This window comes from Kitasatospora sp. NPDC058190, from assembly GCF_042883685.1.
Classification (GTDB): domain Bacteria; phylum Actinomycetota; class Actinomycetes; order Streptomycetales; family Streptomycetaceae; genus Kitasatospora.
In genome coordinates this window covers 36,961-51,407 of record NZ_JBHVVI010000065.1, presented here as the reverse complement: position 1 = coordinate 51,407, position 14,447 = coordinate 36,961, and the positions used below count along the sequence as shown (strand labels likewise).

Annotated in this window: 13 protein-coding genes; 9 read left to right on the top strand and 4 right to left on the bottom strand. The window is 72.9% G+C overall.

The window, feature by feature from the left end; genetic code table 11:
- Nucleotides 1-324: hypothetical protein (locus ACFVWU_RS26990; protein ID WP_387625676.1), on the top strand; the 324-nt coding region annotated here is incomplete at its 5' end.
- 103 nt (nt 325-427) lie between these two features.
- On the opposite strand, the gene ACFVWU_RS26985 is transcribed toward ACFVWU_RS26990, so the two are convergent.
- The gene (locus ACFVWU_RS26985; protein ID WP_387625674.1) at nt 428-1,306 is read right to left on the bottom strand and encodes an ABC transporter substrate-binding protein; all 879 of its coding nucleotides are present in this window, start codon (nt 1,304-1,306) and stop codon (nt 428-430) included.
- 149 nt (nt 1,307-1,455) lie between these two features.
- Nucleotides 1,456-2,181: an SDR family NAD(P)-dependent oxidoreductase gene (locus ACFVWU_RS26980; RefSeq protein WP_387625672.1), complete on the bottom strand. Its 726-nt coding sequence runs from the start codon at nt 2,179-2,181 to the stop codon at nt 1,456-1,458.
- Between the two features lie 514 nt (nt 2,182-2,695).
- On the opposite strand from ACFVWU_RS26980, the gene ACFVWU_RS26975 reads away from it, so the two are divergent.
- The 8 genes from ACFVWU_RS26975 (at nt 2,696) to ACFVWU_RS26940 (ending at nt 11,648) form a co-directional block, all read left to right on the top strand.
- A complete protein-coding gene (locus ACFVWU_RS26975; protein WP_387625670.1) occupies nt 2,696-3,100 on the top strand; it encodes a nuclear transport factor 2 family protein in 405 nt (134 codons plus the stop codon).
- A gap of 101 nt (nt 3,101-3,201) precedes the next feature.
- Entirely contained in the window at nt 3,202-4,125 is a 924-nt protein-coding gene (locus ACFVWU_RS26970) for an NADP-dependent oxidoreductase (protein ID WP_387625668.1), read from the top strand.
- Nucleotides 4,126-4,178: 53 nt separating this feature from the next.
- Complete coding sequence (locus ACFVWU_RS26965; RefSeq protein ID WP_387625666.1) at nt 4,179-4,763, top strand: TetR/AcrR family transcriptional regulator; 585 nt, start codon at nt 4,179-4,181, stop codon at nt 4,761-4,763.
- Nucleotides 4,764-4,839: 76 nt separating this feature from the next.
- Nucleotides 4,840-6,060: an MFS transporter gene (locus ACFVWU_RS26960; RefSeq protein WP_387625664.1), complete on the top strand. Its 1,221-nt coding sequence runs from the start codon at nt 4,840-4,842 to the stop codon at nt 6,058-6,060.
- Nucleotides 6,061-6,109: 49 nt separating this feature from the next.
- Nucleotides 6,110-7,042 carry an MBL fold metallo-hydrolase gene (locus ACFVWU_RS26955; protein ID WP_387625662.1) on the top strand — a complete coding sequence of 311 codons (933 nt, stop codon included), beginning with the start codon at nt 6,110-6,112 and terminating at the stop codon, nt 7,040-7,042.
- A gap of 138 nt (nt 7,043-7,180) precedes the next feature.
- Nucleotides 7,181-7,390 carry a hypothetical protein gene (locus tag ACFVWU_RS26950; RefSeq protein WP_380615336.1) on the top strand — a complete coding sequence of 70 codons (210 nt, stop codon included), beginning with the start codon at nt 7,181-7,183 and terminating at the stop codon, nt 7,388-7,390.
- Nucleotides 7,377-8,768 (top strand): amidase, encoded by a 1,392-nt coding sequence (locus tag ACFVWU_RS26945; protein ID WP_387625660.1) that lies wholly within the window; start codon nt 7,377-7,379, stop codon nt 8,766-8,768. Before ACFVWU_RS26950 ends, ACFVWU_RS26945 begins: the two co-directional genes overlap by 14 nt.
- A 609-nt stretch (nt 8,769-9,377) precedes the next feature.
- Nucleotides 9,378-11,648 (top strand): hypothetical protein, encoded by a 2,271-nt coding sequence (locus tag ACFVWU_RS26940; protein ID WP_387625658.1) that lies wholly within the window; start codon nt 9,378-9,380, stop codon nt 11,646-11,648.
- Nucleotides 11,649-12,069: 421 nt separating this feature from the next.
- Here the strand turns inward: ACFVWU_RS26940 and ACFVWU_RS26935 are convergent, their stop codons facing one another.
- Both ACFVWU_RS26935 and ACFVWU_RS26930 read right to left on the bottom strand, forming a co-directional pair.
- Nucleotides 12,070-12,792 (bottom strand): DJ-1/PfpI family protein, encoded by a 723-nt coding sequence (locus ACFVWU_RS26935; RefSeq protein ID WP_387625656.1) that lies wholly within the window; start codon nt 12,790-12,792, stop codon nt 12,070-12,072.
- Nucleotides 12,793-13,064: 272 nt separating this feature from the next.
- Complete coding sequence (locus ACFVWU_RS26930; RefSeq protein ID WP_387625654.1) at nt 13,065-13,982, bottom strand: NADP-dependent oxidoreductase; 918 nt, start codon at nt 13,980-13,982, stop codon at nt 13,065-13,067.
- Nucleotides 13,983-14,447: the final 465 nt, after the last annotated feature.

Genomic DNA, 14,447 nt, shown 5'->3' with positions numbered 1-14,447 from the left:
CCCTGGAGCTACGTCTACATGCCGGTGTCGTCGGGCCAGCCCGACATCACCGCGTTCGCGCTGAACGCGACGATGACCGACACCACGTCGGACGGTCACCTGAGCGTCGCCCCCGACCCGAACACCCTGGCCCAGTACGCGCAGAACACCTTCGCGCCGCTGTCGCCGCCGTCGGCGTCCTCGCTGAACTGGACGGCCGGCGAATCGGTTCCGAACCTGGTCCAGGCGCCGACGGGTGCCAACGGCATCATCGATTTCTGGAACGGGGCCGACGGCACCAGCGACTTGATCGTCGACATGTCCGGCTTCTACCAGAACGACTGACAGCCGACCGGCCGAGGCCCCGCCGGCGCAGGGCGGGGTCTCGGCCGGCCGGCGGGGCGTCGTGGCCGTCTTCGCCGCACCCGATGCCGGCGTCGCCGGGCTCCTAGGGTGCGGCGGTCGCGGTGCGGTAGAACTCGGCTGCGGTGACGGTGGCGGGGACGCCGAGTTCGGTGGCGACCGCGCTGATCGCGGTGGCGCCGACGGCGGGGTCGGCCCGGCCGTCGGTGGTGAAGTACGGTGCGATGAACGTCTCGTAGTGGGCTCGGGCCTCGTCTGCGGTGTGTCGGCCGAGGAACGTCCGGATGTGCCGCACCGTGGTGTCGGGTTCGTGGTGGATCACCTGCAGGGCGCGCCGGTGGGCTCGTACGACGGCCTGGACCGCGGGGTCGTCCGGGTGGATGTGGGTGGGGTCGACGGCCACGCCCACGGTGGGGATCTGGAAGTGGTCGCCGATCCAGGCCAGCACCTGCCAGCCGTGCTCGGCGGCCACCGCCTCCGGTGCCATGGTGCTGCCGACCAGGGCGGCGTCGATGCCGCCGTCGTGCAGCCGGCGCAGGTCCATGCCGTAGTCGCCGGGCGTGCGGACGATGGTGTGGATGTCGCGGTCCGGGTCGAGGCCGGCCTGGCGCAGCACGATCCGGGCGAAGCACCCGGGTGCGGTGTGGGGGGCGTGTACCGCCAGCCGTCGGCCGGCCAGGTCGGCCAGGGAGGTCAGGCCGGGGCGGGCGAGGAACCAGAACAGCGGGCGGTGGGTGTTGACGGTGAGTGCGACCCAGGGGATGCCGTCGGCCAGTCGGGACAGCAGTGCCCGGCCGAGCCCGATGGTGGCGCCGTGGCGCAGCCGTTCCTCGTCCCAGGAGCAGCCGTCGCGCAGCGCGACGTGGACGCCCTCGTCGGCGTAGTAGTCCTGCTGGTCGGCGATGTAGGCGACCAGTTCCTCGTGCAGGCCCCGTCCGACGTAGGCGAGATCGATCGTGTGCATGAACGTCTTCCTTGGTCGTGTCACTGCCGTGCGCCCGCGCGTGCCCGGCTGCCGCGGCCCACGGTGCCGAGGTGACGGTGTGCCGGATGCGGTCCGGCCGTCGACCGGACCGGCACGGTCGGGCCCCGTGCGCGCGGGACGGCGGGGCGTCAGTACATGGACATGCCGCCGTTGACCGCGGCCGTGGTGCCGGTCATGAAGGCGTTGTCCTCGCTGGCGTAGAAGGCCACCGCCTGGGCGACATCGCCCGGGCGTGCCAGGCGGCCCAAGGGGGTGGCGGCCACCTGCCGCTGCTTGTGCTCCTCGTCGAACACCTTCGCCATGCGGGTGTCCTCCACCGGGCCGGGTTCGACGACGTTGACCGTGATGCCCCGCGGGCCCAGTTCCTGCGCGAGGTACCGGGCGAACTGTGCCAGCGCGGCCTTGGCCGTGCCCAGCGCGATCATGCCCTCCCGGGGCCGGCGGCTGAGGCCCGTACCGAGATAGACGATGCGACCCCAGCCCTGTTCGGTCATGGCGGGCAGAACGGCCCTGGTGACCGCGAACGCCGCACGCATCTCGTCGTCGAGCTTGCCGCCCAGTTCCTCCCACGTGATGTCCTGGAACGGCTTGATCACATACGGGGTGAGCGCGTTGTGCACGAGCACGTCGATGCCGCCCCAGGCCGCCCGGACCTGCTCGACCATGCCCTCGACCGCCACTGCCTCGCGCACGTCGGCCTGCACGGCCATGGCCCGGCCGCCTGCGGCCTCGATGCCGGCCACGACCTCCCCGGCCGCCGTGCCGCTGCGGAGGTAGTTGACCACCACGCGCATCCCCCGCGCGGCCAGAAGACGCGCGGTGGCCGCACCGATTCCGCTGCTGGCCCCTGTCACCAACGCCACCCTGCCGGCTGCCCCGGTCACGGACCCACCTCCTGCTCATCGTCGCGGGCCGTCGGCATGACCGCCCGAAGTCGTTCACCGTCGAGCCGCAGGCGATCCCACCCGGCAGCCCAGGCGGAGCCGACAGCGGTGCCCGTCGGTGCCCGTCCTGGAACAGCCCGACGTAGCCGCCGGTGGACCACCGCGTCCACACGATGCTCCCCGTACCGGCGCAGCATCGCATCGCTCCGCCCCGTTGCGGGCCGAGCCGCGCCGATCCGCCCGGGCCCACGCCGCTGCGAACCGTGACCACCGACGATCCCGTCGCCGGCCCGGGCGCCAGGGATTTCCACGCATCACGGGTTGTCCGATCCTGATCCGCGGTGTCCTGAAGCCGAGTCGCTGCCTTGGCGATCTACGCTGTCACCGTTGCCCGATACGTTCAACGGTCCGGCGCCCTGGGGGAAACCTCGAAGTGTTCCCAGGCCCCCGGATCGATCCGGCTGCCTGCAGAGGGGACAGCGCGATGGATGCCGACATCCGGACCAGGGCCGCGGTCGAGGAACACTGGCGGGCATCGGAAGAGGGGGACACCGAAGCCGAGCACGCCATCTACGCGGCGGACGCGATCCTCGACTACCCCCAGTCAGGTGAACGATTCCGGGGCCGCGCGACGATTTCGGCGCAACGTGGCGGACACCCTGCCAGTCGGCACTTCACTGTCCACCGGATCGTTGGCAGCGGGGATCTGTGGGTGAGCGAGTGCGTCATCACGTACGACGGGGTGCCCACCTACTCGGTGAGCATCATGGAATTCGCCCACGGGCATGTGGTGCACGAGACGCAGTACTTCGCGGACGCCTTCGGTTCGCCTGAATGGCGGACCGCACTCGCGGAGCCGATGCCGGGCAGGAATATCGCCAAGGCCTGACCCAGGGCCGGCTTCGATCGGCAGCAGGCGGGCCGCGGGAGTTCGTGGCAGCCTGTTCCCGATCGCTCGAAGGGGGCTCACCGCTGGAGAGAGGACCTGGCATGCAGGCCGTCGCCGTTCGGGACCGCGCCGCCGGTGTCGAGGGAATGTCGCTGACGGAGGTGCCCTACCCCCACGTCGCCGAGAACGACGTCATCGTGCGCGTGCATGCCGCCGGGTTCACCCCGGGGGAACTCACCTGGCCGGGAACGTGGACGGATCGCGCCGGGCGCGACCGGACGCCGAGCGTGCCCGGACACGAGCTGTCGGGCGTCGTTGCCGAACTCGGGTACGGCACCACCGGTCTCTCGGTGGGCCAGCGGGTGTTCGGGCTGGCCGACTGGGCCCGGGACGGCTCGCTGGCCGAGTACACCGCGGTGGAGGCTCGCAATCTGGCTCCGCTTCCGGCGGACGTCGACCACACGACGGCCGCCGCACTGCCGATCTCGGGGCTGACCGCCTGGCAGGCCCTGTTCGACCACGGCCGGCTTACCGCGGGGCAGACCGTCCTGGTCCACGGGGTCGCGGGCGGTGTGGGGTCGATCGCGGCGCAGCTCGCGCGTGAGGCGGGGGCGCGGGTGATCGGCACGGGCCGGGCCGGCGACCGGGACACCGCTGTCGGGCTGGGCGTGGATGCCTTCGTGGATCTGCAGGCCGACCGGCTGGAGGGCGTCGGGGAGGTCGATCTGGTCCTCGACGTGATCGGCGGCGAGGTCCAGGAGCGCTCGGCCCCGCTGGTGCGGGCCGGGGGCACGCTGGTCACCATCGCCTCGCCGCCCGAGTTCCGTCCGCGGGACGGCCGGGCCGTCTTCTTCGTCGTCGAGCCCGACCGTGTCCGGCTCACGGACCTGGTCCGGAGGCTCAGGGACGGACGGCTCAAGCCGATCGTCGGCGAGGTCAGGGCGCTGGCCGAGGCACCCGCCGCGTTCGCCCCCGGCCGTCACGTCCGTGGCAGGACCATCATCCGGATCATGGATGGCGGATAGCCGGCGGCAGAGACGTCCAGTCAGACGCAACTTCTTCGCATTAAGCTGTGTGCATGAGTGCCCGACCGACCACACGCCCCGGCGGGCGCAGCGCCCGCGTCCAGCAGTCCGTGCACCAGGCCGTCCGAGATCTCGAGGCGGAACTGGGGCGGGACGAGCTCACCGTGCCCCTGATCGCCGCTCGCGCGGGAGTCACGCCGTCCACCGTCTACCGGCGCTGGGGGGACCTGCGGGAACTGCTGTCCGACGTGGCCGTCGAGCGGTTGCGCCCCGACTCCCCGCCGGTTGACCACGGCAGCCTGCGGGCGGACCTGGAGGCGTGGACGGTGCAGTTCGCCGAGGAGATGTCCTCGACGGCGGGCCGCACGTACATCCGCGACGCCCTGCTGGGCGACCCCGAGCAGGGCAACGCGGCCCGATGCTCCGACTACGCCGCCGAGCAGTTGAAGGCCATCGGCGTGCGCGCGGCCGGGCGCGGGGAGGCCGTGCCCGACGTGGAGACCCTGCTGGACGTCGTCGTCGCCCCCCTGATGTATCGGATCCTGTTCCGCCCCTCGGACCTGTCTGCGGCCTACGTCGGCCATCTGGTGGCGGCGGTGCTCGGTCGCGGCGCACCCCTCCCACCACCTAAAAGCTAAATATTTGCGTTCCAGGGTGGCGAGAGCCTAGAGTGCTTAATGCAAAGCATTCGCCTTAAGGCTCAGAGGTGCTTCCATGACCAGCGTCACAGCCCCGCCGCCCCACCCCCGCCGCCTGCCCCTGCTGAGCCACCACGGTGCCTTCCGGCTCCACGCCTCGGTCCTGGTCGGCCTGCTGGCTGCCTCCAGCGCACCGACCCCGCTCTACGCGCTCTACCAAGCCGCATGGCACTTCTCGGCCATGACGCTGACCGTCGTGTTCAGCGCCTACGCGCTCGCCCTGCTGGTGGCACTGCTGACCGCGGGCACGCTCTCGGACCACCTGGGCCGGCGCCCGGTCCTCGCCGGGGCGCTGCTGGCGGAAAGCGCCGCGATGGCCGTCTTCGCCACCGCCCAGGGGGTGCCGGCGCTGATCGCCGCCCGGATCCTGCAAGGCCTGGCCACCGGCGTGGCCACCAGCGCCGCCGGAGCCGCCCTGCTCGACTTCGAGGACCCCGGCCGCCCGGGCCGGGCAGCGGCCGCCAACGGCATCACCTCCGTGGCCGGCATGGCGGTCGGCGTGCTGGCCGCCACCGCCCTCGTGCAGTACGCCCCCGCCCCCACCCGCACCGTCTACCTGCTGCTGCTCCTGTTCTTCACGGCGCAGGCCGCCGCGGTCCTGCGCACTCCCGAGACCGCCCGCCCCCACCCCGGCGCCTGGCGCTCACTGCGCCCCGCGATCACCGTCGCCCCCGCCTCCCGGCCGGCCATGGCGCTCGCCGCGCCCGGCGTCGTCGCCGCCTGGGCCCTGGGCGGCTTCTACTCCTCCCTCGGCCCCTCGCTCGCCCGGCTCATCGCCCCGCACGCCGCCCGCGCGACCGGCGGCCTGGTCTTCTTCACCCTGACGGCCGCGGCCGGCCTCACCGGCCACGCCGCCCGGGCACTGCCCGCCCGCACCGTGAGCCTGGCCGGCACCGCGCTCCTGATCCCGGGTGCCCTGCTGACCCTGAGCGGCCCCCACCTGCACAGCCTGCCAGCGCTGTTCGCCGGCACCGCCTTGGCGGGCGCGGGCTTCGGCGCCGTCGCCCAGGGCGCCCTGCGCCTGCTGCTGCCCCCGGCCGCCCCGGGCGAACGCGCCGGCACGCTCGCCGCCTACTACGTCCTCAGCTACCTGGCCATGAGCGTCCCCGCCGTCCTCGCCGGCCTGCTGACCAACCTGTACGGCCTGCAGACCGCCGTCTCGCTCTACGCCGTGACGGTCGTCCTGCTGACCCTGATCGGCCTCACCCGCGCCGTGCGGCAGCCGTGCACCGCCTGACCGAGTCCCGCCTTCCCACAGCGCCCCGCCCGCCCGAAAGGACCCACCGATGAGCACCGCCACGCCCCGTCAGGCCACCCCCTTCGCAAGTGCGGGATGGAGCCTCGGCGACATCGCCGTACGCCGCGTCGACGAGATCGAACTGCCTCGGCAGACCGGACCCTGGCTGCTGCCGGACGCCACCAAGGAGGTGCTGGACGAGGCGTCGTGGCTGCGCCCCGACTTCGCCGACGCCGACATCCCACGGCTGGCGAGCCACAGCTTCGCGGTGGAGGCGGGCGGGCTGCGGATCGTCGTCGACACCGGCATCGGCAACGCCAAGCCACGCGCCAACCCGGCCTGGAACGGTCTCGACACCGACTTCCTGGAGCGCCTCGCGGCGGCCGGCTTCCCGCCCGAGTCCGTGGACCTGGTGATCACCACGCACCTGCACACCGACCACGTCGGCTGGAACACGCGCCTCGTCGGCGAGGACTGGGTCCCCACCTTCCCCAACGCCCGCTACCTCACCGGCCGCACCGAATGGGACCACTGGGCCGCCACCGACCTGGACGAGGCCCGCCGCCAGATGTTCCGCGACTCCGTCACCCCCGTCCGCGACGCCGGACAGTACGACCTCGTGGACGTGCCCGAACAGGGGCACGAGGTGGCGCCGGGCGTCTTCCTGCTCCCCGCCCCGGGCCACACCCCGGGGCAGGTCGCCGTGGAACTGCGCGGCAGTGACCGCCGGGCGCTGATCACCGGCGACAGCATCCACCACCCCGTGCAGCTGTCCCACCCCCACGTGAACAGCTGCGTCGACATCGACGCCGCCCAGGCGGTCCGCACCCGCGGCCGGCTGCTCGACGCCCTGGCGGACACCGACACGCTGCTCCTGGGCACCCACTTCCCGCAGCCCACGGCCGGCACCGTCCGCCGGGAGAACGGCCGCTACCGGCTGCTCGCCGAGCCGGGCGTCGAGATCCCGGCCACCGCGGCCTGATCACGCGGCCGGTGCCGCCCGGCCGCCCCGCGGGGCCGCCGACCAGCTGCGGCGCCTGCAGCCACCTCAAGCACATCCCTGGCCTTTACGGCCTCGGTTACTCCGCCACGCCAACCTCGACCGAGAAGGAGAACATCCATGTCCACCGTCGAACTCACACCACCGGAGGCCGCCCGCTGGGCCGCCCGCGCCGGACTTGTGCTGCCCGCCGAGCGTCACGCCGCGGTCGCCGCGGTCGCCAACCACATCCACGGCGTCGTCGCGGTCCTGCGCGAGCTGGACTTCGCGGACGTCCCGCCCGCCGCCGCCTACCGCGCCGGAGAGGAGAAGCACGATGCAGCCGTATGAGCTGTCCCTCGCCGCCGCCGCGGACGCGATCCGTGCCCGGCGACTGTCCCCCGTCGAACTGGTCGACTCCGTCCTCGATCGCATCGAGAAAGTGGAACCGCACCTCGGCGCCTACGTCACGGTCACCGCGGAGCAGGCCCGCCGGGCGGCGAGCGAGGCCGAACACGAAGCGGCGCACGGCCGTTACCGGGGACCGCTGCACGGCATCCCGATGGGACTCAAGGACCTGATCGACGTCGGCGGGATGGCCACCACGGCCAGCTCCCGGGTGCGCGCCGACCATCGCGCGACGGCGGACAGCACGGTCGCCGCGCGCCTGAGCGCGGCCGGCGCCGTCCTGCTCGGCAAGACCCACACCCACGAATTCGCGTTCGGCCTGACCACCCCGCAGACCCGCAACGCCTGGGACCGGAGCCGGGTCGCCGGCGGCTCCAGCGGCGGCTCCGCGGTCGCCGTCGCATCGGGCACCGCGACCTTCGCCCTGGGCACCGACACCGGCGGGTCGATCCGGGTGCCCGCCGCGCTCAACGGGGTCGTCGGCCTCAAACCGACCTACGGTCTCGTCCCCCGTCACGGCGTCACCTCCCTGTCCTGGTCGCTGGACCACGTCGGTCCGCTCACCCGCACCGTCGAGGACGCCGCCCTGGTCCTGACCGCGCTGGTCGGACACGATCCGCGCGACCCCGCCTCGCTGTCCGTGCCCGCCACGGACTACCGGCCCGGTGCCGGCACGGACCTGACGGGGCTGCGCATCGGCCTGCCGCGCACCTACTACTTCGACCACGTCGACCCGCGCGTGGAGACCGCCGTCCGGCACGCCATCGGCCAGCTGGAAACCCTGGGCGCACGGCTCGTCGAGGTCGACATCCCGATGACCCGCTACATCCAGGCCACCCAGTGGGGCCTGATGGTGCCGGAGGCCGGCGCCTACCACGAAGGCAGCCTGCGCACGGCCCCCGAGCTGTACCAGGAGGACGTCCGCATCCTCCTGGAGGCAAGCGAGTTGATGAGCGCCGGCGACTACGTACGCGCTCAACGCTCCCGCACGCTCATGCGCGCCGAGTGGGCACGGATGCTGGAGGAGGTCGACGTGATCGCCGCCCCGAGCGTCCCGATGCCCGCGGTCGGGGCCGACGAGGAGACGGTCATCTGGCCCGACGGCACAGTCGAGGGCGTCTCCGACGCCTACGTGCGCCTCTGCGCCCCCGCCAACATCACCGGAGTGCCCGCCCTGACCGTTCCGGTCGGCCACGACTCGGCGGGCCTGCCGATCGGCATGCAACTGCTCGGCCGGCCCCTCGGCGAGCCCACGCTCCTGCGGGTCGGCCACGCCTACGAGCAGACGCAGCCCGCCCGGGCACTCGCCACAGCGGCCTGAGTGTGGCGTACGGGGGCATGCGATTGCGGTGCCGGCCCTCGACGGACGTGACCGTCTCGTCGAGCGGTGCCAGGCCCGTACGGGTGTGACCCACCCTGACGTCCTTGAACCCGATCGACATGCCGCGGTAGAGGATGAGCTCGAACAGAGCGGTCGGCCCGCCGGAACAGTCCCGGTTCGCGGCAGGAGCCCCGCGGCGCCGGGGCGGTTTCTGGGGTGCGGCGGTCGCGGTGCGGTAGAACTCGGCTGCGGTGACGGTGGCGGGGATGCCGAGTTCGGTGGCGACCGCGGTGATCGCGGTGGCGCCTTGGTCGCAGTGGCTCTGCCGGGCCGGTTGGAGGAGCTGATCGACTTCGTCGCGCAGCGGCCGGTCAAGCCGGCGACGGAGATCTTTTCGGGGTCCGTCGGTGTGGGTAGGGTGGCGGCGCTGGTCGCGTGCGACGGGGGGAACGGCTGATGAGTGGTGGGTTTCTGACGGGCCGATGGGGCAGACGGCGATCGACGGGATCGCCCGACCCCACGGTGTCCGCTGAATCCGCAGCGTCCCCGACGCCCTTGGAATCCGCGACGTCCTCGGAACCCCAGGACCTCGTGGAGCGCCCGGAGCCCGTGGAGCCGGGACCGTCGCCGGAGGACACGGTGTCGGCCGCCGCGGTGGATGAGGCGCTGCGCGCGTTCGGCGCGCAGCTGCGCGAGGCGACCGAAGGTGAACCGGGCGACGGGGTCGGGGACGCGCGGCCCGTCACCGAGGCCGACCTGATCGCCGCGGACTTCCTGGACCAGGCCCGGACGGCGTACCAGAACGCCCTGGACCGCGCCGCCACCGCGGATCTGCGCCGGGCGGCGGAACGCCAGGCCGTCCTCGCGGAACTGCACCCGGGCCGGCAGGCGCTGTGCCGGTTCGCCGAGCTGCGTCGGAAGGAGACGCGGCTGTGGGCCCCGATCGGCACGCTGCGCGAGGCGCTTGCCGCTTGCCGCCTGCCCGCCGCCGACCCCGTCGCCGAAGCGGCGCTCACCCGTGCCGAGACGGCGCTGGCGCGCGCTGTCGAGGCGGCGGCCGGGGGCGCGGGGGACCGCGCCCGGACGGTGGCCTCGGCGCTGGACACCGCGCGCACCGCGCTGGACGAGGTGAACCGGCGGCACACCGAGGAGCGGACCATGGCCGCGCTGATCGGCGCGCTGCGCGAACGGCTGGACCTGGCCCGCGCGGGCCTCCTCCCGGCGGAGCCCGAGGACGGCGTCGCGCTCCCGGAGCGGCTGCTCGACGCGATCCGCCAAGCCGAGGAGGCGCTGCACCGCGCCGCGGCGGCCGCGACCGCGACCGTGCCGGGCGAGCGGCTTCCCGCGGTGCGCGCCTCGATCAGGGGCGGCGAGGCCGGGCTGCGCACGCTGGAGGCGGGCCGGGAGAAGGCCGCCCGGCAGCTGGAGCGCGACCGGAGGGAGCGGCAGCGGGAACAGGCCAAGCTGGCCGACGAGGCGAAGCAGCTGTCCCGGAAGCTGAGCCGTGACATCGCCTCCTTCCGGCGCGATATGGCCCTGGCCCGGCCGTCCGAGGCGCAGTGCGCGGCCGACCCGGTGCTGGCGGCGGGTGTCGACCGCGTCGACGCCGCGCTCCAGGTCGCCGCAGCGGCCGCGCGCGGCGGCGAGCCGGACCGCAAGCAGCTGGTCGCCCAGGCGCTCCAGCAGGGCCGCAGCGCCCTCGGCGAGCTGGCCGGCATTCGCGCGGAGACGACCGAACTGGCCGACGCCGTCGTCGGCTTTCGCAGGCGGCTGGCCGAGACCGCTCCCCAGGAGGACAGGGCGACCGACACGGCCGAAGCCGCGGCGATCGCCGCGGAGCGGCAGGACGCGTGGCTCGCCCTGGCGGCGGCCGAAGCGGCGCTGCGCACCCCTGGCGGGCACCGCGCCCGCCGCGTGTGCGCGGCGCTCGGCGACGGACGCGCGGCGCTGGTGCGGCTGAGCGCACTGCGTCGGGGCGAGCCGGTCCCGCTGGAGCTGGCCACACCGGACGAGCTCGCCCGACCCGATTGGGAACGGCACCCGACCCGCTCCGCCGACCGGTTCCGCTTCCGCGGCACCGGGCCGGCCGAAGTGCTGGTGGACCGCCCCGAGCCCGGCCGCCCGGCTCTGGTGGAGTTCTCCGTGCGCCCGCCGACCGAGGACCTCTCGCTTCTCGGCGACCGTTCGCATCTTGCCTTCGTGAGCCGCACCGGGGCCGCGACCGAGAGCTTCGAGGGCAAGAAGCTCACCGGAACCGCCCAGGGCGTCTTCCTGCTGCCCATCGGGATCACCCACCTGAAGGTCGCCTGCGATCCCAAGGCCAAGTGGACGCTGCGGCTGGCGCCCACCACCGAGGCACCCGAGGTCACCGGCAGGCTGCGTGGGCAGGGCCCCGTGGTACTGCGCTGCACGGGACACGGTGCGCGGCTGCTGCGCGCGCAGGCGCTGACGAAGGACGACAACTCCTACATCGGGTACGTCGACGCCGCCGGCGAGCGGCGGTCGCCGCGCTTCGGCGGGTTCCTCGGCGGCCTCGCCGCGGATCTGGTCGCCAACGGGATCGGCGAGGCACGCGGCGAGCGCTGGGTCGAGGGACCCGGCCTGGTCGTGGTGGACAGCATCGGCCGCTGGGAGGTGGAGACCACCGCCGAGGGGTCCGTCCCCAAGGCCGCGCGGCCGAAGGCGCCCACGGCCGAACTGCACCGGGAACTGCGCGAGCTGGTACGCGCACGCGAGCCGCTCTGGGAGTTGATGGCGCTACGCCTCTACCAGGCCCACACCGGGGTCGGCCGGATGCACGGGACGCCGTACCTGCGGGCTGTGATCAACGAGGTGTACCTCGCCGCCGAGGCCGAGCGGGAGCAGGCGCGGCAGCTCTGAGCCCCTTCAGCGGCCAGTCTTCGGAGCCATGTCGCCCGGCGCGTAGCGGCGCAGATGCTCGGGGATCGCCAGGTACGCCTCCGCAGCGCCGCGCGCCGCTCCTCGCTCGGCCCGGCGTCTGCCGGCGTTCCGGGGCGGGAACGTCGCCGCGATCCACCGTGAGCTCGCTGCCCAGGTCGCCGGCGATCCCACCGCCTCCCGTTCCGTCGCTGCGGGCTCTGCAGCGAGCGGTGCGCAGGGATCTGTCGGTGGGGGAGCGGGGCGGCCTACGGGGCGGGGAAGCGGCCGGTGCTGTGGAGGAACGCGGGGACTGAGCCGCCCCGACCACCCTCGTCCTGACGGCCCGAAAGGCCGGCTCTTGACCACCGACACCACCACCGTCCGCCCGGCGCCCGGCTGCGCCGAGCCTTCGGGAGTTCGCTCAGTCGGTCAGGCGTTCCAGGAGCGCGGGATGGTCGGCGAGGGCCTGGCGAAGACGCTTCTGCCCCTGGGGGGCGTACTGGCCGGGGTTGGCGGCCTCCCAGTCGATCGAGCCGAATGGGGGATCGGGGTCGTACTCGATGAACAGCTGGACCTTGCGCGCGACGTCCGGACCGGCGAGCTCGCCGACCAGGCGGAGCGCCAGGTCGATGCCGGCCGACACCCCGGCGGAGGTGATGACGTTGTCGTCCCGGACCCAGCGTTCGGCCACCGGGATCGCCCCGAACCTGGCCAGCAGACTGCGGTACATCCAGTGCGAGTTGGCCCGGCGTCCTTCCAGGAGACCGGCGGCGGCGAGCAGCAGCGAGCCGGTGCACACCGAGCCGACGATCTCGGAGCGTGCGGCCGCGGTGCGCAGGTTGTCCAGCAGCTTCTCGTCGGCCATTGCGGCGAGGGTGGCGGCCGTGCCGCCGGGCACGATGAGCGCGTACGGATCGGGCATGGACTCGAAGGTGTGGCTGGGGACCAGGGACAGCGGGGTGTCGGTTGCCATCGGTTCGATCCGCTCGCCGACCACGACCGTGTCGTAACCGGGGACGAGATGGGACAGTTCGCTGAAGACCTGCAGGGGGCCGACGATGTCGAGCGGGGTGAGACCCGGGTACTGGACGAAGGCGATGATCTTCACCGGGGCTTCGTGCTGGGAGGCCGAGGAATCGGTCATGGGGATGCTCCTGGTCGCTGAGCCGACCTGCTGGGGCGGAAGAGCTGCCCTACCACCATGCGTGCTGGTGCGGACGGAGACAACAGGAGAAGCTGCGGAGTCCGAGTGAACCGCAGGCCAGGTGCCGTGGTGAGTGGCCGTCAAGGCAGAACTCACCACCCCGACAGCCCTTCCTTCCCCTTCCTGCCCTTGGCTTCGTGGGTGGTGGTTGGCTGGGACTGTCGGCGGCGTCGGCGACGGGCAGGGAATCCGCTGCGCCGCCGCCCGGGTCCTCACGGACGAACACGGATGATCGTCTTCCCCTGGCGTCGCTCGGACGGGTTGAGGGCGGTGACGGCATCGTCGAGGGTCGCGACGTTGCCGATGTTCGTGCGCAGTCGCCCGTCCCGCACCCGCTGGACGATCTCACCCAGTTGGGCACGATCGGACTCGACGACGAAGTCGATCGCCCGGCCGTGGGCGGGCCGCGCCTCGGGCGGCCCAACGACGGTTATCAGTGTTCCTCCAGCCCGGATGAGGCCTGTGGATCGCTTCTGGATGTCGCCACCGATGACGTCGAAGACCAGGTCGACTTCGCCGACGTCTTCCAGGGTGTCGTTGTCGAGGTCGACGAACTCCATTGCGCCAAAATCGAGTGCCTTCTGGCGGTCAGCGGCACGTCCGGTGCCGATGACGTAGGCGCCGGCCTCCCGGGCGAGCTGCGTCACCATCGTCCCGACTGCGCCGGCCGCGCCGTGCGCGAGGACGCTCCGCCCCGCCTGGAGGTGGCCGTGCTGGAACAGCCCCTGCCACGCGGTGAGGCCTGAGATCGGCAGGCTCGCGCCCACGGTGAAGTCGACGTCGCCCGGCAACGGCGCGAGGTTGCGTGCCTCGACGGCCGCGTACTCGGCGAGGGTGCCGTCGCGATGCCAGTCGGTGAGGCCGAACACGCGCTGTCCCACCGAGAGACCCGTCGTGCCGTAGCCGAGGGCGGTGACCACTCCGGCCAGCTCGTGTCCGGGGATCGACGGTGTTCGGTCGCGGTCGAGGCGATCGGTCCAGGTCGAGGGCCACGCCATCTCGGTCGGGACGAATCCCGACGCATGAACCTGAACGACGACATCGTTTATCGCCGGCTCCGGCTCGGGCCGCTCCGTCAGCGTCATCCCGGCCGTTCCTGCGGCCTGGTCCGTCACCACGATCGCTTTCATGTGGACACCTCTCCGTATCAGTCCTCGCCCGCACGGCGCCTACGGTTCACGAGTGTCAGTGGTGCCAGAGCGACCGGCATCCGGGGAAGGTTCGCTCCGGCTTCGTGAAGAAGGCCGGGCCCGGCACATACCGGGCCTGGCCAGGGAGGTCCACCGCCTGATCCTGGTAGGCCTCAGCGGCGTTGCGCGCCGCGGGGTTGCCGGCTGGTGCAGTCTCCTGGCCGGGATCGCGTGCATCAGCTGGTTCTCCTTTCCCTTGCCCCTGCCGGAGCAGACAGCTGTCGCTGGACGCAGCTCCTTCGCCCAGACCCGGGCCCAGTCGAGGCCGGTCTCGAAGCGGGCGTCGGAGACGGACCAGATCATCCCGAGCTGGTCGAGCATGTCCACCCGGTGTCGCGCCGATTCACCAGCAGCGGGCAGCTGCGCCGCATCGGCTGTGCCCTTCAGCCCGACGGCGTACTGTCC